At 63.0% G+C, this 19,976-nt stretch carries 20 protein-coding genes and 1 tRNA gene; 17 read left to right on the top strand and 4 right to left on the bottom strand.

Going from position 1 to position 19,976, the window contains the following annotated elements:
* Nucleotides 1-5: 5 nt before the first annotated feature.
* The 7 genes from glyA (at nt 6) to ORS3428_RS26105 (ending at nt 5,168) form a co-directional block, all read left to right on the top strand.
* Nucleotides 6-1,310, top strand: a complete 1,305-nt coding sequence (gene glyA, locus ORS3428_RS26080) for a serine hydroxymethyltransferase (RefSeq protein WP_071101161.1) — start codon at nt 6-8, stop codon at nt 1,308-1,310.
* Between the two features lie 521 nt (nt 1,311-1,831).
* On the top strand, nt 1,832-2,149 hold the full coding sequence (locus tag ORS3428_RS26085; protein WP_071101162.1) for a hypothetical protein: 318 nt from the start codon (nt 1,832-1,834) through the stop codon (nt 2,147-2,149).
* Between the two features lie 11 nt (nt 2,150-2,160).
* On the top strand, nt 2,161-2,544 hold the full coding sequence (locus tag ORS3428_RS26090; RefSeq protein ID WP_071101163.1) for a hypothetical protein: 384 nt from the start codon (nt 2,161-2,163) through the stop codon (nt 2,542-2,544).
* A 10-nt stretch (nt 2,545-2,554) separates the two neighbouring features.
* The gene (locus ORS3428_RS32735) at nt 2,555-2,722 is read left to right on the top strand and encodes a hypothetical protein (RefSeq protein WP_172833735.1); all 168 of its coding nucleotides are present in this window, start codon (nt 2,555-2,557) and stop codon (nt 2,720-2,722) included.
* Between the two features lie 12 nt (nt 2,723-2,734).
* Entirely contained in the window at nt 2,735-4,132 is a 1,398-nt protein-coding gene (locus tag ORS3428_RS26095) for an APC family permease (RefSeq protein WP_071101164.1), read from the top strand.
* Between the two features lie 56 nt (nt 4,133-4,188).
* Nucleotides 4,189-4,887, top strand: a complete 699-nt coding sequence (locus tag ORS3428_RS26100; RefSeq protein ID WP_071101165.1) for a hypothetical protein — start codon at nt 4,189-4,191, stop codon at nt 4,885-4,887.
* An 8-nt stretch (nt 4,888-4,895) separates the two neighbouring features.
* A complete protein-coding gene (locus ORS3428_RS26105; protein WP_071101166.1) occupies nt 4,896-5,168 on the top strand; it encodes a hypothetical protein in 273 nt (90 codons plus the stop codon).
* A gap of 179 nt (nt 5,169-5,347) precedes the next feature.
* On the opposite strand, the gene ORS3428_RS26110 is transcribed toward ORS3428_RS26105, so the two are convergent.
* Nucleotides 5,348-6,286, bottom strand: a complete 939-nt coding sequence (locus ORS3428_RS26110; RefSeq protein ID WP_071101167.1) for a LysR substrate-binding domain-containing protein — start codon at nt 6,284-6,286, stop codon at nt 5,348-5,350.
* A gap of 126 nt (nt 6,287-6,412) precedes the next feature.
* On the opposite strand from ORS3428_RS26110, the gene ORS3428_RS26115 reads away from it, so the two are divergent.
* The 8 genes from ORS3428_RS26115 to ORS3428_RS26150 all read left to right on the top strand — a co-directional run bounded on the left by ORS3428_RS26115 (nt 6,413) and on the right by ORS3428_RS26150 (nt 15,565).
* Nucleotides 6,413-7,453 carry an aromatic ring-hydroxylating dioxygenase subunit alpha gene (locus ORS3428_RS26115; RefSeq protein ID WP_071101168.1) on the top strand — a complete coding sequence of 347 codons (1,041 nt, stop codon included), beginning with the start codon at nt 6,413-6,415 and terminating at the stop codon, nt 7,451-7,453.
* Complete coding sequence (locus tag ORS3428_RS26120; protein WP_083355294.1) at nt 7,450-8,565, top strand: 2Fe-2S iron-sulfur cluster-binding protein; 1,116 nt, start codon at nt 7,450-7,452, stop codon at nt 8,563-8,565. Before ORS3428_RS26115 ends, ORS3428_RS26120 begins: the two co-directional genes overlap by 4 nt.
* 53 nt (nt 8,566-8,618) lie before the next feature.
* On the top strand, nt 8,619-9,746 hold the full coding sequence (gene hisC, locus ORS3428_RS26125; RefSeq protein ID WP_071101169.1) for a histidinol-phosphate transaminase: 1,128 nt from the start codon (nt 8,619-8,621) through the stop codon (nt 9,744-9,746).
* Entirely contained in the window at nt 9,743-11,230 is a 1,488-nt protein-coding gene (locus tag ORS3428_RS26130) for an FAD-binding oxidoreductase (protein WP_083355295.1), read from the top strand. The genes hisC and ORS3428_RS26130 overlap by 4 nt, the downstream gene beginning before the upstream one ends.
* Complete coding sequence (locus ORS3428_RS34335) at nt 11,223-13,190, top strand: DUF2817 domain-containing protein (protein ID WP_083355296.1); 1,968 nt, start codon at nt 11,223-11,225, stop codon at nt 13,188-13,190. Before ORS3428_RS26130 ends, ORS3428_RS34335 begins: the two co-directional genes overlap by 8 nt.
* A 70-nt stretch (nt 13,191-13,260) precedes the next feature.
* A complete protein-coding gene (locus ORS3428_RS26140; protein ID WP_071101170.1) occupies nt 13,261-14,055 on the top strand; it encodes a transporter substrate-binding domain-containing protein in 795 nt (264 codons plus the stop codon).
* Nucleotides 14,056-14,165: 110 nt separating this feature from the next.
* Complete coding sequence (locus ORS3428_RS26145; protein WP_071101171.1) at nt 14,166-14,873, top strand: ABC transporter permease; 708 nt, start codon at nt 14,166-14,168, stop codon at nt 14,871-14,873.
* 5 nt (nt 14,874-14,878) lie between these two features.
* Nucleotides 14,879-15,565 carry an ABC transporter permease gene (locus ORS3428_RS26150; RefSeq protein ID WP_071101172.1) on the top strand — a complete coding sequence of 229 codons (687 nt, stop codon included), beginning with the start codon at nt 14,879-14,881 and terminating at the stop codon, nt 15,563-15,565.
* Nucleotides 15,566-15,877: 312 nt separating this feature from the next.
* Here ORS3428_RS26150 and ORS3428_RS26155 read toward each other — a convergent pair.
* A tRNA-Met gene (locus tag ORS3428_RS26155) sits at nt 15,878-15,954 on the bottom strand.
* A 240-nt stretch (nt 15,955-16,194) separates the two neighbouring features.
* On the opposite strand from ORS3428_RS26155, the gene ORS3428_RS26160 reads away from it, so the two are divergent.
* Nucleotides 16,195-17,160: a Gfo/Idh/MocA family protein gene (locus ORS3428_RS26160; RefSeq protein WP_071101173.1), complete on the top strand. Its 966-nt coding sequence runs from the start codon at nt 16,195-16,197 to the stop codon at nt 17,158-17,160.
* A 118-nt stretch (nt 17,161-17,278) separates the two neighbouring features.
* On the opposite strand, the gene mnmA is transcribed toward ORS3428_RS26160, so the two are convergent.
* Nucleotides 17,279-18,469, bottom strand: coding sequence for a tRNA 2-thiouridine(34) synthase MnmA (gene mnmA, locus ORS3428_RS26165; protein WP_071101174.1), 1,191 nt, complete (start codon nt 18,467-18,469; stop codon nt 17,279-17,281).
* A 257-nt stretch (nt 18,470-18,726) separates the two neighbouring features.
* Between mnmA and sciP the strand changes: the two genes are divergently transcribed.
* Nucleotides 18,727-19,002 (top strand): CtrA inhibitor SciP, encoded by a 276-nt coding sequence (sciP, locus tag ORS3428_RS26170; protein WP_006203587.1) that lies wholly within the window; start codon nt 18,727-18,729, stop codon nt 19,000-19,002.
* Between the two features lie 212 nt (nt 19,003-19,214).
* On the opposite strand, the gene ORS3428_RS26175 is transcribed toward sciP, so the two are convergent.
* Nucleotides 19,215-19,976: NADP-dependent oxidoreductase (locus ORS3428_RS26175; RefSeq protein ID WP_071101175.1), on the bottom strand; the 762-nt coding region annotated here is incomplete at its 5' end.

Raw genomic sequence — 19,976 nt, forward strand, 5'->3', positions numbered from 1 at the left:
CCTTCATGAACATCTCGACCAAAGCTGACATCGGCGCCGCAAGCCGTTTCTTCCGCGCCGSAGTAGCTGTTGCGGATCGCGCCGTCAGCGACGCCATGCAGCGGGAGCTCTCGCGCCAGCGCAACGAGATCGAGCTGATCGCTTCCGAAAACATCGTCTCCAGGGCGGTGCTTGAGGCACAGGGCTCGGTGCTGACCAACAAATATGCCGAGGGTTATCCCGGCCGCAGATACTATGGCGGCTGCCAGTTCGTTGACGAAGTCGAGGATCTGGCGCGGGAGCGCGCCAAGGCGTTGTTCGGCTGTTCTTTCGCCAACGTACAGCCGAACTCCGGCAGTCAGGCCAACCAGTCGGTCTTCATGGCGTTGATGCAGCCCGGTGACACCTTTCTGGGTCTTAATCTCGCCGCTGGCGGGCATCTCACACACGGCGCGCCGGTCAACCAGTCCGGCAAGTGGTTCAACGTCGTGTCCTATGGGGTGCGTCCTGACACGCATCGCATCGACCTCGACGAGGTGCGCGATTTCGCGCGCAAGCACCGGCCCAAGGTGATTCTTGCCGGCGGCTCGGCCTATCCGCGCATTATCGATTTCAAGGCGTTTCGTGAGATCRCCGACGAGGTTGGCGCCAAGCTGTTCGTGGACATGGCGCATTTCRCAGGCCTCGTGGCCGGCGGCGTCCACCCCAATCCCCTCGAACATGCTCACGTGGTGACCACGACCACACACAAGACCCTGCGAGGCCCGCGCGGCGGCATGGTGCTCTCCAATGACGAGGAGATCGGCAAGAAGATCAATTCGGCGGTGTTTCCCGGCCTGCAGGGTGGGCCATTGATGCACGTCATTGCCGCAAAGGCAGTGGCTTTTGGCGAGGCGCTGGCGCCGGAATTCAAAGCCTATGCGGCAAACATTGTCGCCCACRCCAAAGCCCTTGCCGAGACGCTCGCCGATGGCGGTGTCGACATCGTCTCAGGCGGCACCGATACGCATTTGATGCTGGTCGACCTGCGGCGCAAAGGGCTGACCGGCAAGGCGGTAGAGACTGYGCTCGGCCGCGCCCACATCACCTGCAACAAGAACGGCATTCCCTTCGATCCGCAAGGCCCGACGGTCACGTCGGGGATTCGGCTCGGCACGCCGGCGTGTACGACGCGCGGGTTTCTCCGCGACGAATTCCGCCAGGTGGGCAGAATGACGATGTGCGTCATTGATGGGTTGGCCGCCAAAGGCGAGGCCGGCAACGCCGCTATCGAGGCGGCTGTGCGCGAGGAAGTGCATGATTTGGTCGGCCGATTTCCGATCTATGAGTGACCCTTGTCCGGAGCAGAGGTGTTCGCCGRCGAAGTCGCAATTGCGTCCTTGCTGAGCAGGCCGGCATGACCGACCCCGCGTTCAACCGTTGATGGATCAGCGCCGGAAGCTCCGGTCGCCGGGTGCAATTCCGCCAGGGTACCCAAAGCGCGTTGYGGTGAAGCGTATCCAAGCGACGCGCTTTAAGTCTTTGTTTTGATGCATGTCTCTCCCAAAACCGCAGCGCACTTTTGGGCGACATGCATTAAAGCGGCATTGCAGCTTTCGGCGGCTGCTTCGCGCAACCGAAAACGCGCTCCCCGAACCTGTCGAGACGATGGCGAACGCGTGGCGCGCGAAGGCAAATCTGTATCCAGGTTCAAATCTGTTCAGCAGCGTCTCTGCCTTACTGACGCCATCCACTATCTGCACTGCGTCGCTTGACACGAAATTAACTTTGCCGGATATTCCTGTTGGGAAATTAATTWTCCCTACCGCAAAAGCGCAACGAAGCCGAAAAATGGCCGTCCGGAGGAGAATACATGGAAGCAACAATCAGTAGTCCAACTGGCGAACTCAGCCTGAACCAGCGCATCGACAAAATGCACGCGCGCGATCGCGCAGGCCTGTTGGCCTTCGTTGTCGTGCTGTGGGGTACACTCATGTTCGCGCTGTTCAGCGTCTGGCCCTACATCTCGATCCCCGCCATGYGCATTATCCTGTCGGTCGCATGCGCCTTGGTGCTGGTCTTCAACACGGCGGCCATAGTCGCCATGCTGCGCCACTACGCCGAAGACAAGCATTTCATCTACGGCCTTGACATCAAGCATCTCGACGAGATGCGCAGACGCCGGGGCTAAGGAGCGAGCAAATGGCATATCAACCTCCCAAACAGGGCCTCGCCGGCCAGGTCTTCGACGTCATAACCCTGCTCGTACTGACAGTGGGCGCCCTCTATCTGCCCCTTTACCTGGGCTTTGCCGGCGCCGCCAAAACCCCCAACCCGATCGCCAACCCGACCTGGGAGGCGCTCGGTCAGAATGCCACCGAAGCCAAGCAATGGGCGGCGATTGGAATTACCGACCCGGCTGCCGCGAACGACATCATCACCRCCCGCTTCGWCTACAGTTTCAGCTGGGCRCCGCTGATCGTCATGGCGGTGCTGGTGATTGGCTATTTTGTCTTGGTCGTGCGGCTTTCCGACAAGGAATACCGCGAAGTGATCGAAGAACGCTTCGATCCAAAGCGGCGATAGAGAGGCGGGCATGGATATCTGGAACATTCTTGAATACGTGGCCTGGGCCCTCTCAGCCATGTTCGGTGTGATGATGCTCATCAATCTCATTCGCATCGACACCACCTACGACAACGAGTTGCTGACCTCATCACGCGAAGGCGAGATCGAGGTGACGGCCGAGCGCCACCAGATCTGAGGGGGGACGGAAATGGCAAATGTGACTGCAGCCGCACCCGCAGCCGAGCGGCTTCAACTCCTGCGCGTTCTCGGCCCGGCCCATATCTGGGCGCTTGGCGTCGGCATCGTGCTCGTCGGCGAATATATGGGCTGGAACTTCTCTGTCGGCAAAGGCGGCATGATCGCCGGGCTCGCCGCCTGTTGGGTGGCTGGCTTGCTCTACACCTGCGTGGCGATGATCGATTCCGAAGTGACGTCGACCATTGCCGCCGCCGGCGGCCAGTATGCTCAGGCCAAGCACATCGTCGGGCCGTTGATGGCCTTCAATGTCGGCCTGTTCCTGGTCATGGCCTACACCATGCTCGAGGCGGCCAACGCTATCACCGTCGGCTATCTGCTCGATACGGTCGCGGGGATGATGGGCCATACCGGCCTCAACCAGAAGCCGTTCATCATCCTTTCCATCATGTTCCTGGCGTGGCTCAATTTCCGCGGGGTGCTGGCCACGTTGACCTTCAATCTGGTCATCACGGCCATTGCTTTCCTGGCGATCATTGCCCTGTTCGTCTCGGTGCAACTCGGCGCCTCCGCCGTGCCGATGGACTTTTCGGCGATCACGACGTCACCGCTGCCCTATGGCTGGATCGGCATCGTCGCGGCCCTGCACTTCGGCTTGTGGTATTATCTCGGCATCGAGGGAACCTGCCAGGCGGCGGAAGAAGTCCGTTCGCCAGCGCGTTCGCTGCCCTATGGCACCATGGCCGGCATCATGACGCTGCTGATTGCCGCGACCATGACCTGGTATGTCTGCTCAGGCCTCCTGCCTTGGGAATATCTCGGTCAAGCCGGAACGCCACTCTTCGACGCCGCGCGCGTCACGGGCAACACCGGATTGATGGTGCTCCTCTTCGTCGGCACGATGTTTTCGACACTCGCCTCGGCGAACGGATGCATCAACGACGCCTCGCGCGCCTGGTTCTCGATGGGCCGTGACCGCTACCTGCCGAGCTGGTTCGGCGCGGTGCACCCGGTCTACCGTACGCCGTACCGGTCGATCGTGTTCCTGGTTCCCATCGCGCTCATTTTCGCGCTCGGTGCGCCGCTCGACCAGGTCGTGACCTTCTCGATCCTGTCGGGCCTGCTTGGGTACACCTTCATGACCTTCAACATGGTCATGTTCCGGCGCAAATGGCCGCTCGACACGATCAAGCGCGGCTATGTGCACCCGCTTCACCCGCTGCCGGTGATTGTCCTTCTGACGCTGTGCGCGGCTGCCTATTTTGCCGTGTTCCTCGGCTACGGCACTCAGCTCAGCGCGATGATGTGCTTCTACATCGTGGCATCGCTCTGGTTCCACTTCCGGCGCTACCGCTTCGTCCGCCGCGGCGACCAGTTCACCATGCCCTGGCCGAAGCCGCGCGGCTACTAAATCAAACCAGACGGGCGGCGCTGCTGTGCCGCCCGTCCTTTGCAAGGCGATCGTAAATGATCACCACACTTGCCTTCTCGGCCTTTATCGTCGCCTCCTGCGCCTGGATGGGCAAGCGCGCGATCGCCGACCACCGTGCCATCCTCGCGCAGCGCAGGGGCCTCCTCGACGAGGCGGCGAGGTTATTTCCCGGCGCCGAGATCAGCTTCGCCCGGGATTATTTTCCCATTCTCACCAGCCGCCTTGAGGACGGCAGGCAGATTCGTGTCGAGCTCCTGGCCGACACTATGGTGACGCGCCGACTACCGCAGCTCTGGCTCAGAGTGACGCTGAGCGAACTTCGCGAACGCAACCGGCCGGCGATTGGCGCCATYGCGCGCCCGACCGGTGCCGAATATTATTCGCTCGTTCACGACCTGCCTGAATGGATGGCGCCACCGGAGATGGACACTTCACTGTTGATGCGGGGCGACGGTCGCGCCACAGCGCGGCAGGTCGAACGTGCCGCATCGATGTTCCACAGTCTCTTTTCCGATCCCGCCTTGAAAGAAGCCGTCATTTCGCCTCGCGGTACCCGAGTGATCCGTCAGGCCGCCCAGGGCGAGCGCGCGGCACATCTGTTGCTGCGGCAGATACGCTTTGCCGTCGCGACGATTTCGGCCGACCTCGTCAGCAAGGCAGTCGCGGAGGCGCAGTCCTTGAGCGAGGCGCTGGCCGAGAGCGAAGCCAGCATTCCAGTCCACGAAGCCGCCTGAGGTCGCCCATGGCCAAGCCGATCAACCCTTATCTGGTCCTCGCTTCGGCGATCATTTTGCCCGGTGCAGGCCATGTCGCAGTGCGCGAGACAGCACGTGGGCTGGCCTTTGCTTTCTTCGTCATCTTGTTTTCGGTGATCAGCTACAAGACGACAACGCCAGACCAATCGTTCATCGGCAGACATGCGATTGGGCTGTTTGTCTGGGCATTGTCGATCCCGGATGCCTATCGCCGGGCTCGCATCCTGGCCGCAACGGCGTCGGGTACGCAATTTCGCTGAACTGGCGAGCGCCAGGCAGCCCATCGCCGAAGTGGGTTGGAGCATCCGGACAAGGGGGCAATCCGAACTTCCCGACGGGAATTCTACCGAAATGCCGGCAAAGGCGGCGATGACCGATTTCGACACCGACTGCGTCAGGTGCGCGCTGCTCGGCGCCATGCTGTTGGTGGCAGAGTCGGCTAAGCAGGGCCAACGGGCCGCAATCCCGAATACTGCGCTTCTTGGCGATTTGCGATGGAGACGATCCAGGCGCGGAGCTCGGGGGCGTGAGGCTTTTGCAGGGCCGAGCGATCCCAGGCGAGGAAATATGGATCGGGCAGGCGAAGCGGCAGGTTGAACGGCACCACCAGCCGGCCGGAGRCAATATCGTCACCGGCCATGGACAATTGCGCCAGCACGAAGCCGCGGCCGTTGATGGCCGCGTCGATGGCAGCGCTCGACAGCGAGAATGCAACCTCGCCCGATGTCTTGCGGTATTTCGCGCCGATGCTTGCCGCCCACTCGCTCCAGGTCGGCGGCGAGCGATGCTCACGCGCCCATTCGATCGCCAGGAGCGGCCGTTCGAGAATGTCGACCGGCTTGCGCAAAGGCAGCCGCTCCAGCAGCGCTGGCGAGCAGGCCGGCACCACCCAGTCGGTGAACAGTTCGACATAGTGATCGTAGTCGCGGTTCTTTGCGCCATAGGAAATACGAAAGTCGAGCTGCTCTTCGCCGAAGCGCGCCTCAGCCTCGGCGCCGATCAGTCGCACCGTAGCGCCCACATGATGCGCCTGCCAGTCGAAGAGCTGGGGCGCCAGCCACTTGCTGGCGAGCGAGGGCAGGCACGAGACAGTCAGCGCGCTCTCGGTGCGCGCCCGCTCGAGCAGGTCTCCAGCCTCCCGGATGCGATCGAAACCCTCCGACACAACCGTGTGGTAGAGCCGCCCCCACGAGGTCAGCGTGAGCGTTCTGCCGCGGCGCTCCAGAAGTTGCACGCCGAGAACTTCTTCGGCCTTACGGATCTGCTGGCTGACAGCGCCGGGCGAAACGCCGAGCTCGTCGGCCGCGCCCGTAACGCTGCCGAGACGTCCGAAGGCTTCGAACGCCTGTATCGAGCGCAAGGGTGGCGGGTTTTTCACGATGCCTACTTCCGGAACTTTGTTTTAGTTTTTCTAAAATAGAAGCCAGCTGCAAGCGCTTTTTGCGCCACCGCAACGACACTAGAACCTTCCCTAAGGACCGGTATCTCAGGGAGGAAAGCGGCCATGTTTCTCAGAAATTGCTGGTATGTCGCCGCTTGGGATCACGAGGTCGGCCCCAATGAGCTGAAGCCGGTGAAGGTCCTGGGCGAGAACATTGTCCTGTACCGCAAGACCGACAGCGTTGTCGCCGCCCTGGAAGATGYCTGCCCGCACCGCAAGCTGCCGCTCTCGATGGGCCGCATCAAGGGCGACGATGTCGAATGCGGTTATCATGGACTCACTTTCGACTGCACCGGCACCTGCACTCGCGTTCCCGGCGCGGAGAAGATACCGCACGTGGCACAAGTGCGCAGCTATCCGATCGCCGAACGCTACGGCCTGCTCTGGATCTGGATGGGCGAGGCTRCCAAGGCCGATCCGGCCAAGATCTTCCAGGTCGAGCATTGGAACGATCCCGCATGGGGGGTCAATCGCGGCGAGTCGATGATGCTCGAATGCAACTATCTCTACATGACCGACAACCTGCTCGACCCCTCGCATGTTGCCTGGGTCCACCAGAGTTCCTTCGGCAATGCCGCAGCCGAGGAAGCCCCGCTCGAAACGACCATCGGCGACGACGGCGTCACCGTCTGGCGCTGGATGGTCGACGTCGAGCCTGCGCCATTTTACGCGCCTTACCTCAAATTCTCCGGCAAGTGCGACCGCAARCAGCACTACGAGGTACGCTATCCAAGCCACGCCATCATCAAGGCGATCTTCGTGCCCGCCAACACAGGCGGGGAGGGCAAACCCCTTCATGAGGATGTCTTCCTCATGGACAGCTACAACTTCATGACCCCTGTCGATGAGGATCACACCAGGTACTATTGGTTCCAGATGCGCAATTTCGCGCCCGACGACGAGGAGATCTCGCGCCAGTTTGCCAAATCCGTGCGCGGAGCCTTCGACGAGGACCGCGTCGTGCTCAACGCCGTGCACAAGGGCATGGCCAACATGCGCACGCCCAATCTCGACCTGAAGATCGACGTCGGCCCGTTGCGCTTCCGCCGCAACCTGGCCCGGCTGATCGCGGCCGAGGAACAGCAGCTGGCGGCCGCCGAATGAACGCCTACACCGCCCCCGTCAGTGCGCGCCGGAGCGGATTTCGCGAACTCAGGGTGGTGGCCAAGGTGCGTGAAAGYGCTACCATAAGCTCGTTCCACTTGGAGCCGGTCGAAGCGGAAGGCTGGCGGCCTTTTGAGCCAGGCCAGTTCCTCGTTTTTCGCATGCCCGTCCAAGGCGACGACGGGTTCGTACTCAGGAACTACAGTGTGTCGTGCTCGCCGCGTCAGCGAGGCRGTTATCGCATTACCGTCAAGCGCGAGGCCGCGCCGAGCGCCGATGTGCCCGACGGCGTCAGCTCCTGCTATCTACATGATCATGTCGAGGTTGGCGACGTCCTGCTGGCCGAGGGGCCGCGCGGCGATTTCGTGCTCGACGGCGAGAGCAAGCGGCCCGTGGTGCTGTTGAGCGGCGGCGTCGGGCTGACGCCGCTGGTCGCGATGCTGCATGCCCTGGCCACGACCGAGCGGAAGGTGCTCTTCATCCACGCCTGCGACAACGGCGATGTGCATGCACTTCGCGACGAGGTCGAGATGATAGCTGCCTCACGACCGGGCATTACGGCGCATTTCTGCTACCGCTTCCCAACAGGCAAGGACAGGGATGCCGGCCGCCACCACAGCGAGGGTGTGGTGACGCGCGAGCTGTTGCAGCAGCTCCTGCCGCTCGACGACTACGACTTCTATCTCTGCGGCCCTCCGCCCTTCATGCGGGCGGTGCACAGCATACTGCGTGGGTTCGGGGTGCCCCGGCAGCGCATTGCCTACGAGTTCTTCGGTCCGGCGACCCTGCTGGAAACCCCAACCGAGCAGGCTCTGGCAGAGCAGACGCCGCCGGCACCGGCGAGGACTCCTGGCGGAGCCATGACAGTGGAGTTTCGCAAATCGGGCCGCACGGCAGTCTGGGACCCGACTGCCGAGTCGCTGCTCGCTTTTGCCGAGGACCGGGGTCTTTCCCCCGATTTCAGCTGTCGCGCCGGGATATGCGGCACCTGCAAGTCGCGCCTGGTCTCTGGCGAGGTCGCCTATTTCGAGGAGCCGCTGGACGAACCGCCCGCCGGCGAAGTCCTGTTGTGCTGCTCCAAGCCAAGAGGATCGGTCGTCCTGGACCTTTGACCGGGCGGAAGCCCGTGAAAGTACGCACTCCCATAGAGAACGGAAACATTGGCGTGGACAATTCAGTCAAAACCGCTTCACAAAATGGCCTGGCATTCAACCCGAATGTCGCTGGCCTGCCGCCCTACAACGCCGGCATGAACATCGCGGTCGCCCGTTCGATCTCGGGCCGTGACGACATTGCGCGTCTCGCTAGCAATGAAAACCCGGATGGATGTTCGCCGGACGTTCTCGCAGCGCTCGCCTCGCCGGCGCTGGAGCCGTGGCGATACGCCGATCCCGCCTGCGCAGCCTTGCGCGCCGCTCTCGGGCAAAGGCTGTCGGTTGAGCCGRACACCATCGTTGCCGGCAACGGTTCGGAAGAACTGATCGCCGCCGTGTCCCGAGCCATGCTCGTGCCGGGAGCGGGCGTGGTGACAGTGGTTCCGAGCTTCGGCCTGCACGAGATCGAGCCGCTGGCGCAGGGCGCGGTCGTCACGAAAGTGGCGATGACGGACGATTTCGGCTTCGACATAGCGGCACTCGAGCAGGCCATAGCCAGAGGTCCCTGCATTGTCTTCCTCTCCTCGCCGTGGAATCCCGTCGGCCCCGCGCTCGATCGCGAGTCGCTGGATCGGCTGATTGCAGCGGTGAGACCCGGCACGTTGTTCGTGCTGGATGAAGCCTATTTCGAATTCGCTGACGGTTCCTGCCCCGACGGGCTCGAAGTGCTGCGGTCGAGCGACATTGCCTTCGTCGTGCTGCGCACCTTCTCCAAGGCCTACGGGCTGGCTGGATTGCGCGTCGGCTATGCCATGTGCTCCGACGCTGAACTGGCGCGCGTTGTGGCGGCGGCCAAGACGCCCTTCAACGTCAATGCCGCGGCGCAGGCTGCTGCCATCGCGGCACTCGGCGACGAGGCATGGATGCAGGCGTCGGTCGCTCGCCTGAGCGGCGAGCGCTCGCGCGTTGCCGCCGTCCTCGAAGGACTTGGGTTCCGGGTCGCGTCCTCCCAGACGAATTTCCTGTTCTTCGATTGCGGCGGCGACAGCGCCGCTCTTGCTAGCGCGCTGCTTCAGGAAGGCATCATCGTCAAGGCTTGGCGCGAAAGGGGCTGCGAAAACTTTCTGCGCGTCACAATTGGCACACCCGCCGACAATGACCGCCTGATCGGCTCGCTGGCAAGGATAGCGCGCCAATGAACGGCAAGCACACCAGCCAAGCGGCGTCGCAGCAAGCGCCTCAGCTAGTCCCGCATGCGGTTCTCGACGACATCCGCGCGCTCGTCGGCGCGCGGTATTTGCGTGTGGGCTTGGCCGCCGATGTAGATCCCGGCACCAATCCCGACAATCTCGGTGCCGGCGTCATCGTCGCACCGGCGACGACCGAAGAGGTCGCCGCGGTGGTTCGCCTGTGCAACGGCTACGGCGTGCCGGTTGTGGCCCAAGGCGGACGCACCGGGCTGGTCGGCGGCAGCGTTTCCGAACCCGGCGAGATCGTGCTTTCGCTCGAGCGGATGAACCGTATCGAGCGGCTAGACGCCGTCGAGCGGACGGCGGTCGTCCAGGCTGGCGTCATCCTGGAAACGCTGCAGAAGGCGGCGGCCGAGCACAGGCTCGAACCGGGCATCGATCTTGCAGCGCGCGGCAGCGCCACCATCGGCGGCATGATCTCGACCAATGCCGGYGGCGTCATGGCCTTCCGCAATGGTGTCATGCGCCACCGGGTACTCGGCCTCGAGGCGGTTCTGGCCGACGGCAGTGTCTACTGCGATATGACCCGGGTGGTAAAGAATGCCGCGGGCTATGACCTCAAGCATCTTTTTATCGGCGCGGAAGGCACGCTCGGCATCGTAACGCGGGCAGTGCTCAAGCTCGATCCCACTCCACGCGCTGCGGCAACGGCGCTGTTCGGCCTACCATCGGTGACCGCGGCGTTGGACCTCATCCGCCTGGCGCTCGACAGCGAAACGGGCCAGCTTCGAGCGGCGGAGGCGCTGTGGCGGTCTTTCATCAATCTCACCGCTTCCGCGCATGGCTGGTCGGAACCCGACTTCGAACTCAACCGACCGCTCTATCTTCTGCTGGCGCTCGGCGGTGCGCACGAGGAAGGGTTGBGAGCGCAGTTCGAAAAACTCTTCGGCGAAATTCTGGAGCGCCATCCCGACACGACCGGCATCGTCGCCGGCTCGAAGCGACAAGAAGAGGCGCTGTGGAGACTGCGCGAGGACACCGACGTCATCTATCGAGCCCATGCGGCAGCGCCTTCCTACGATGTGTCGGTGCCGCTTTCTGAGATCGACGGATACGTCGAGAGAATCCCCACCGGGCTTGCCGCTATCGACCCCGAGCTGAAACCCTACGTTTTCGGACATCTCGCCGACGGGAATTTGCATATCGTGCTCAACCGCCGCGGGCCTCTGCCGGCGGCACTCGCGGCGGCGGTGGAGGCGGTCCTTTATGCCGATCTCGTCACCCTTGGCGGCTCCTTCTCGGCCGAGCATGGCGTGGGCTCCAAGCGCATCCACTCGCTAATCGCCACCGCCGACCAGACAAAGCTGAAGCTGATGAAGCGGGTCAAGGACACGCTCGACGGCCATTCCCTGATGAACCCGGGGAAGGTGTTGCCCCTTGCCCCGCTGTCTGCCAACGACGGCAACCGGAACGGAGTAGAAGCCCATGCGTGATGTAGCTGCGGCGCGCTCCTATTCGGTCGGCTTTGTCGAACTGCGTCAGCGCTTCCGCAACGCCGCCCAGCGCGCGGGCGCCGAGTTGATGGAATACGTCCATCCTCTGCACGGACCGGCCGGCGAGGTGCTGGCCACAGACGTCGCTTTGATCGGGCGCCGGAACGCCCCCAAGCTGATGGTATTGATCTCAGGCACGCATGGCGTGGAGGGCCAGTTCGGCTCGGCCTGCCAGACGGCCTGGCTGGAGGAGAATGCACCGTGGCGGTTGCCGGACGATACGGCAATCCTCGCTATCCACCTCATCAACCCTTGGGGTACGGCCTGGTCTCGGCGCGTCAAYGAGGACAATGTCGACCTCAACCGCAATTTCATAGACTGGCAGGTTGGTGCGCCGAAGAACGAAAAATATGCCGACCTTCACGCAGCGCTCGTCTGCCGGGAATGGGAAGGCCCGGATCGCATTCGGGCCGACGAAGCTCTGGAAGCGGCAAGGACGCGGCTCGGCGGCCATGCCGGTATTGCGCCAATCGTCGAGGCGGGCCAGTACCAGTTTCCGGACGGCCTGTTCTACGGCGGTGCGGGACCGGTTTGGTCGAACCRTACGCTCAGCGACATTCTGACCGCATTCGCCGCGCAGGCACGTCATGTCGTGGTCTTCGACATGCATACTGGCGCCGGCCCCTATGGCTATCCGGCCTTGCTGTCGGTCGCCGAAAGCGAGCATGACGGATTGGCGTGGGGCAAATCCGTGTTCGGCCCGGCGCTCTCGGTGGTGCTGACCGGCAGGGATGCCAAGACCGACACCGGCATCGCCGCAACCGCCACCGGTTATGTCTCGGCGGCCGTCCGCAAGGCGCTGCCTGGCGCGCGCGTGCTACCGCTGGTCGTCGAGTGCGGCACGCTCGACGGCGCTACGGTCATGGACGCGGTGCAGGCCGACAACTGGCTGCATCTCTACGGCAAGGTCGATTCGCCACTCGGCCAGCGCATCAAGTCGACGCTGCGCGCCGCCTTCATCCCCGAGGATGCCGACTGGCAGTGGAACTCGCTGGCCACGAGCCTGCGTTATTTCGACCGCGCTTTCGCCGATCTCAAGGCCGTGGACGCAGCCATCGACGGCAACCCGCAAGCTGTCGCGCCACTCGCGGTGACCAGCATCGTCCAGCTACATCCCGCGGCCGTTGCCGTGCGGCCGAGGGCGGCCGTCGAGGTGCGCGACCTCCATAAAAGCTTCGGCCAGATCGAAGTATTGAGCGGCGTCAGYCTGTCGGCAAGCGCCGGCGAGGTTGTGTCGATGATCGGGTCATCCGGTTCCGGCAWGAGCACCTTCCTGCGCTGCATCAACCTGCTCGAGCAACCTAATGGCGGCCGCATCATCGTCGAYGGCGAAGAGATCAGGATGAAGAGGACCTCGGATGGCCGTTCTCACCCAGCTGACATGCGGCAGGTGGAGCRCATCCGCGCTCGCGTCGGCATGGTGTTCCAGAGCTTCAACCTGTGGCCGCATCTGACGGTGCTCGAAAACATCATCGAGGCGCCCGTTCACGTTCTGAAGGAGCGCCGTGACGAGGCGGTGGAGCACGCCCATGCGCTGCTGAAGAAGGTCGGCCTGTCCGACAAGCACGCCCAATATCCCGGCCAGCTGTCTGGAGGCCAGCAGCAGCGCGCGGCGATCGCCCGCACGCTTGCCATGCGGCCCAAAGTGATCCTGCTCGACGAGCCGACCTCCGCGCTCGATCCCGAACTGGTCGGCGAGGTGCTGCGCGTCATCCGGCAGCTCRCCGAAGAAGGCAACACCATGATCCTCGTGACGCACGAGATGCAGTTCGCGCGCGAGGTGTCGCACAAGATCCTCTTYCTCCATCGCSGCAAGGTGGAGGAAGAGGGAGCACCGGCGGAGCTTTTCGCCAATCCGCGCTCGGAACGCCTGCGCCAGTTCCTGGCCCGGACGCTCTGACCTGGGCGCAATCAAGATGCAACAGGGCGTAAGCCCAATGCACCCACAAACGTCAACAATGGGGAACTCAATGAAACTGAAGATTTTATCTCTGCTCGCCTTCCTCGCTGCAGGAATGAACAGCTCTTTCGCCGGAGATGAGCTCGCAATCGGCACTGAGGGCGCCTATCCGCCCTGGAGCATGGCCGATGCCTCCGGCAACGTCACCGGTTTCGACGCCGATGTCGGCGCCTTGCTGTGCRCCAAGCTCAACAAGAAGTGCCACTTCGTCGTGCAGGCTTTCGACGGCCTGATCCCGGCGTTGAAGGCCAAGCGTTTCGACGTCATCATCTCGGGCATGTCGATCACGGCCGAGCGCAAGAAGGAGATCAACTTCAGCGTCGGCTACGCCGAGCTCGCCAATATGTTCGTGGCGCCGAAGGGCTCCGACCTCGCAGGCATCAAGGACATCGACACGCTTCTCAAGTCACTCGACGGCAAGAAGGTCGGTGTGCAAGCCGGCACCACCCATGCGCATTTCCTCGAGAAGCGCGCGCCCAATGCCGATCTCAGGACCTACGACACGCTCGACCAGATGCAGATCGACCTCGCGTCCGGCCGCATCGACGCGGCCTTCGCCGACGCTTCCGCGCTGCAGGACTTCCTCGACAAGCCAGACGGTAAGAACTTCCAATTCGTCAATGTGAAGATCCAGAGCACCTTCGATCCTTCGCTGGGTGAAGGCATCGGCGTCGGCATCGCACAGGACAACACCGCCTTGAAGGCCGACATCGACAAGGCACTATGCGAGCTGGTCGCCGACGGGTCGGTCGGCAAGGCGAGCGAGAAGTGGTTCAAGTCCGACATTTCTCGTCCCTGCAAATAAGCTCACAGAGGCGACCGTTCGCGCCGACAGGCAAGGGCGGTCGCCTCGACTGAGTTCGTGGGCGGACGCGCCGTTCCCACGAATTGACATTAGAAGCTCGGACTTCCGCAATGGAATTTGGACTTTGGCAAGTGTGGGACGGCGGTTGGGTTGGCGCCATCATGCGTGGCGCGGCCATCACCGTTGTCGTGGCCATCGCCGCAATGCTGGGCGGTTTCGTCGTCGGCGTGATTTGCGGCCTGATTAAATGGGGGCGCGTGCGTCCGCTGACATATGTCGTGGATGGCTACACGGCGCTGGTGCGCGGCGTGCCGGAACTGCTCATCATCTATTTGCTGTTCTTCGGCTCGGTCGAATTCGTGACGCGGGTAGCGACTGCCTTCGGCTATGCCGGCCTTGCCGACAGCGGCTATGCCTTCGTCATTGCCGTCATCGCCATCGGCTCGATCTCGGGCGCCTATTCTACCGAGGTGGTGCGCGGCGCGCTCGCCGCCATCCCGCAAGGGCAAATCGAGGCGGCCAGGGCGCTCGGCATTCCTGGCCTGCGCACCTTTCGCCGCATCATCCTGCCGCAGATGCTCCGCATCGCCATTCCCGGCATGAACAATGTCTGGCAGGTCACAATCAAGGACACAGCGCTCGTCTCGGTGGTCGGCCTTCAGGAACTGATGCGCACGGCCTTCATCGGTTCCAACACAACCCGCCACCCCTTCATCTTCTATCTCATCGCGGCGGTGGTCTATCTCGCGATCACACTTGTTAGCCAGGCCGGYGTCGACCAGGCCGAACGCGCGCTCAGGCTCCGCGCAAGGAAGTAATTTCGATGGACCTCGAACTCATCCAGCAGGCGGTTCCGGTACTGTTGAAAGGGCTGAAGGTCACCGCCGTCCTCACTTTCCTGTCGGTGCTGATCGGCTTCAACCTTGGCCTTGGCCTCGCCATCATGCGCCTATCGTCGAACAGGCTCGTTTCCGGATTTGCCAAAGGCTACAGCACGGTCTTTCGCGGCACGCCCCTGCTGGTGCAGATCTTCCTCTTCTATTACGGGCTCGGCCAGCTCTCCTTCGTCAAGGACACCGCGGCATTGTGGTGGGTKGTGAGCGACGGCGCGCGCTGYGCGGTGTTGGCGCTGGCTCTCAACACAGCCGCCTATACGTCGGAGATCCTGCGGGGTGGGCTGATGTCGGTGCCAGTAGGCCTTGTCGAGGCAGCRCAGGCCTGCGGGATGTCGCGAGCCTTGCGCTTCCGCCGCATAGAGTTTCCGCTCGCGATCCGCCAGGCGTTGCCTGCCTATGGCAACGAACTCGTGCTGACCTTGAAGGGCACAAGCCTTGCATCCACGATCACGGTCTTGGAGGTCACGGGTTACGCCAAGCGACTGATGAGCCAGACCTTCGCGGTGTTCGAGATATTCGCCATAGCCGGCGCGCTCTATCTAGCGATCAATCTATTGCTGATCACGCTGGTGCGCCTGCTGGAGCGCTATCTCAATCRCCACCAGACACGGTGAAGTGACTGCGATTGYGGAATATCAGACTACAGTTGGCCATGGTCGGCTTTCTGGTCGACATCCTGAAGGCGGATGTTCCCGCTTTCGGCCCCTTTTCGGTCAGTCATTCCAGAATATCGGGCTGACTAGCCGCCTCTGGCGCGATCGAGACCTTCTCCCGGCACCTGAAACGCAGCTGAACAAATTAACGGTGCCTCATTGAAATTACTGAGAAATTTTCCGGAGAGCGCTACCATCAATTTCGATTTTTGCAAGTATTCAGCCGCTTAGCAGCCTTATGGTAGCGGAAGCCCGCCCTTGAGGCGGAAGCGGTGGTAGCGGAGGAGGGACTTGAACCCCCGACCCCAGGATTATGATTCCCGTGCTCTAACCAACTGAGCTACTCCGCCAGGAGCGGCGAAGAGGCTCGAAGAACCGTCMGATCGCGGACAATTTCGAGGCATTCGCCAAGGTCGCGCGGATATAAGGTTGGCAGGGCAAAGCTGTCAAGCTTGGATGCGTCCGGTTTGTCGRCATAATCCCGTCCTTTGAAAAGCTTTGCCGGGCAGACACTCAAGCGCATGCGCCGGGGTTGAGTTCGACGGGGCACGTCGCTATGTCTCGGCCATTAAATTCTAGAGTTTGAACGAATGAAGCCGCGCATCGCAGTCCTCGGTTGCGGATACTGGGGCAGCAACCACATCCGCACCCTCAAGGCGCTTGGCGCGCTCCATGCCGTTTCCGACGCCAACCGCGCCCGCGCCGAAGGCTTTGCCAGCGAGCAGGACTGCCTGGCGATCGAGCCGGACAAGCTGTTCGAGCGCACCGATGTCGACGCCGTCGTCATGGCGCTGCCGCCGCAATTTCATGCCGACCTGGCGGTGYGTGCCGTCGAGAGCGGCAAGGACGTGCTGGTGGAAAAGCCGATCGCGCTGACGGTCGCCGATGCCGAGCGTTCGGTGCAGGCGGCAAGGGCCAACGGCCGCGTCTTCATGGTCGGCCATGTGCTGCGCTTCCATCCCGCCTTCGAGACGCTGAAGGCGCTGATCGACAATGGCGAGCTCGGCGAGGTGCGCTACATCCACTCGCATCGGCTCGGCCTCGGCAAGTTCCACACCGAAAACGATGCGCTTTGGGATCTGGCGCCGCATGATCTCTCGATGATCCTTGCCATTACCGGCACCGAGCCGATCGAGGTCAGGGGCGAGGGCGCAGCGCTCTTGGATAATCTCAGCGACTTCGCGCATCTGCATATGCGCTTTCCCAACGGGCTGCGCGGCCATCTCTTCGCTTCCCGGCTCAACCCCTATCGCGAGCGGCGGCTGACGGTGGTCGGCACGAAGGCGATGGCTGTGTTCGACGACGTCGAACCGTGGGAGCGCAAGCTTGCCGTCTATCGCCACGCTGTCTGGCAGGACAGCGGCCAGTGGGCCTTCACCGCCAATGAGCCGTCCTATGTGGCGGTCGGCGAAGGCATGCCGCTGACGCGCGAGCTCGCGCATTTCATGCAGTGCATCGAAACGCGCGCCGAACCGCGCACCGATGGCGAGGAAGCAATCCGCGTTCTGCGCATTCTGACGGCGGGCACGGTAACGCATAGCGGCGCACCCGCCTAAGGTCTGTTGATATTCTGACGGCCTGCGAACGGCAGCCTTGCGCTTCTACAGCTTTGCGCGGCCGTTCGGACGAGCAAAGGACGCTGTGTACTGGAAGGCCTCCGCTCGACGGGCCTGATTACTCGGCGGCGATATCCGCGGGCTGCCGCGCAAGCCTGGAGAGCATAGCCTCGGCCTCGGCGCCGCGCTCGGAGCGCTCGATGAACCCGCCGCCGAAGACGCGCGCTTCATTGCCGTCATCGGAATAAAGCACGCAGGCCTGTCCGGGCGCGATGCCGGATTCGCCGTCGACCAGCTCGACCGAGGTCAYGCCGTCGCGATGATGCAGCAGGGCCGGTCGCGGCGGCCGTGTCGAGCGCACCTTGGCGAACAGCTCAAGCCCGCTCTCGGGAATGTCCGACAGCGGGCCGTCGCCCAGCCAATTCATGTTGCGCAGATAAATCTTGTGCGTCTCCAGCGCCTCGCGCGGGCCGACGACGACACGCGCCCGGTCGGCGTCGAGATGAACGACATAGAGCGGCTCGCCGGAAGCGATGCCGATGCCGCGGCGCTGGCCGATCGTGTAGCGCAGGATACCTTCATGGCGGCCGAGCACGCGGCCGTCGATATGCACAATGTCGCCCGGATTGGCCGCGCTCGGCTTCAGCTTGGCGATGATGTCGGAATACTTGCCCTGCGGCACGAAGCAGATGTCCTGGCTGTCCTGCTTGGCGGCGACCGTCAGCCCCATATCCTCGGCGATCGCCCGCACCTGCGGCTTGGAGAGACCGCCGAGCGGGAAACGCAGATAGTCGATCTGCGCCTGCGTGGTCGCGAACAGGAAATAGCTCTGGTCGCGGTCGGCATCGACCGGCCGGTAGAGCGCGCGATGCGCGCCGTTGGCGCGGGAGCGGATGTAATGGCCGGTGGCCAAAGCGTCGGCGCCGAGGTCCTGCGCGGTGGCCAAAAGATCGGCGAACTTCACCGTCTGATTGCAGGACACGCACGGGATTGGCGTCTCGCCGGCGACATAGCTCTCGGCGAAGGGATCGATGACGGCCTTGCGGAAGCGCTCTTCATAGTCGAGCACGTAATGCGGAATGCCGAGCGTCTCGGAAACGCGGCGGGCGTCGTCGATATCCTGGCCGGCGCAGCAGGACCCCGGTCGATGCGTGGCCGCGCCATGATCGTAAAGCTGCAGGGTGACGCCGACGACATCATAGCCCTCGCGCTTGAGGATGCCGGCAACCACCGACGAATCGACGCCGCCCGACATGGCGACGACGACGCGGGTGTTTTCTGGGCGTCCGGGAAGATCGAGGCTGTTCATGGTTCTTTCAATCTGCGTGGCGCTGGCTGCCAATGGCCGGAATATAGGTCAAGCGCTCCGGGTGCGCCAGCTTGGCTGGCCAAGCGATTTTTGTCGGCGAAATCGGACYGGGGCCGCGATTGTCTCAAATGCCGAACAAAAACCTAACGTGACGTTCACGATCCTTACCTAGTCATTAGGCTTCGCTTAGGCAATTTTTAAAGCTGTGGCGGTACTGTGGCGGGGATTGGGTCTTTGAGTTTTTAGTAGAGAGTACGATGACCGATCTGGTTAGACCTAGAGTCAAATATGTTATCGGGCCTGACGGCAGCCCTCTTACGATAGCCGATCTGCCGCCGACGAACACAAGGCGCTGGGTTATCCGGCGCAAGGCGGAAGTAGTCGCGGCGGTGCGCGGCGGACTGCTCAGCTTGGAAGAGGCCTGCCAGCGCTACAAGCTCACGACCGAGGAATTTCTCTCCTGGCAGGCATCGATCGACGAATATGGCCTTGCTGGGCTGCGCACGACGCGGATCCAGCAATACCGGCACTAGAACGGTTCGGGCAATCCCGGACGGAAACCGCTTCACATTTCTCCTGGAATTRCTCCAGGTTCCCACAGAACTTCCCACAGAGGGAAACAAACGAGGGCGCGGAACTCCGCGCCCTTCGTCTTTCCGCAGCCTTCCAAGCGCATCGCAAGCGTTCGGATTCGCTCCAGCATGTCTTGCCCGAAGCCGGTGCCCGCCTCGGGAGGCCTGCGTAGTCAGACCGTCAGCACGACTTTGCCGATCGGCCGGGTTGCAAGGAACGCTTGGGCCTCGCCCGCCTGCTCGAGCGGGAAGGCCTTGGCCACGTGAGGTGAGAGCTTCTTTGCGTCGACTAGGCTGGCGAGCTCGGCAAGGGCCTCTCGGTCAGGCTTCACCGAGATGCGCTCGATGCGGATATTCCGCTCCTTCGCCTTCGCCCTCGTCGTGTCGTGGACATTGAGCAGCGACACCAGCACGCCGCCGTCCCGCAGCACTTTCAACGACTCCTCGGCATGGTCGCCGCCGATCGTCTCCAGCACCAGGTCGAAGTCGCCGCCCTTCGCGGTGAAATCCTGCTTGGTGTAGTCGACCACCTCGTCGGCGCCGAGCGAGCGAACGAAGTCGAGCTTGTCCGGGCTCGCGGTCGAGACGACATAGGCGCCGCGCGCCTTGGCGATCTGCACCGCCAGATGGCCGACCCCGCCGGCGCCGGCGTGGATCAGCGCGCGCTCGCCGGCTTGCAGGCCGCCGTGCCGTACAAGCCCCTGCCAGGCGGTGAGGCCGGCGAGCGGCAGCGCCGCCGCATGGGCATGATCGATGCTTTCGGGTTTGATAGCGATCTCGTCAGCCGGCGCGGCGGCGAGCTCGGCATAGGCTCCGGCCTGTTTGGGAAAACGCGGCATGCCGAACACCTCGTCACCGACCTTGAAGGCGGTCACGTCGGCGCCCAGCGCCTGGACGGTTCCGGAAATATCCCAGCCGAGAATGAAGGGCGGCTC

Source organism: Mesorhizobium sp. ORS 3428, from assembly GCF_001854785.1.
Taxonomy (GTDB): domain Bacteria; phylum Pseudomonadota; class Alphaproteobacteria; order Rhizobiales; family Rhizobiaceae; genus Mesorhizobium.

What these genes read in the sequence shown, in the direction of transcription:
- ORS3428_RS32735 (WP_172833735.1), top strand. Translation starts at nt 2,555, where the DNA reads ATGGATATCTGGAACATTCTTGAATACGTGGCCTGGGCCCTCTCAGCC.
- ORS3428_RS26095 (WP_071101164.1), top strand. Translation starts at nt 2,735, where the DNA reads ATGGCAAATGTGACTGCAGCCGCACCCGCAGCCGAGCGGCTTCAACTC.
- ORS3428_RS26105 (WP_071101166.1), top strand. Translation starts at nt 4,896, where the DNA reads ATGGCCAAGCCGATCAACCCTTATCTGGTCCTCGCTTCGGCGATCATT.
- sciP (WP_006203587.1), top strand. Translation starts at nt 18,727, where the DNA reads ATGACCGATCTGGTTAGACCTAGAGTCAAATATGTTATCGGGCCTGAC.